General features: G+C 39.3%; 1 protein-coding gene. It reads left to right on the top strand.

Annotated features, from left to right (window positions below; all coding sequences use genetic code 11):
* On the top strand, positions 1–296 hold a 296-nt coding region (locus GVO63_RS19690; RefSeq protein ID WP_236552235.1), incomplete at its 5' end, for a hypothetical protein.
* Positions 297–369 lie beyond the last annotated feature (73 nt).

The following is a 369-nucleotide window of genomic DNA, read 5'->3' as shown; positions in this document are numbered from 1 at the left end:
GCCCCATATTTGGAAGTTATGTATCGTGCAAAAAAATGAACATCGTTACTAATACAGACAAAAAGATAGTCCATTTTATTGTTAGGATATGGCTACTCTTGGGCTATGCTTTTGTTGGACACGGGCTTTACAGAGCTTATTCAGAGGGTTATGTAATAACCAAATCAGGTCGCGCTTATTTAACTGATGACCCTGTTATGTTTTGGCTAATTGTTAGCCTACAAATCGTTTTAATCTTGGGGTTTACATTTTATTTTTTCAGAAAGCCAGACCTCGAGGCAATGGGCAAAGATTGATGTATCAAACATCGATACATAACAAGCCAATCAACACACTCACTGCGTTCGCTGGGACGCATACATGTAGGGC

Origin of the sequence: Alteromonas sp. KUL106 (genome assembly GCF_009811415.1) — a bacterium.
In the GTDB taxonomy this organism is placed as follows: domain Bacteria; phylum Pseudomonadota; class Gammaproteobacteria; order Enterobacterales; family Alteromonadaceae; genus Alteromonas.
The sequence above is the reverse complement of the archived record's forward strand: the minus strand, read 5'-3'. Positions and strand labels throughout refer to the sequence as shown.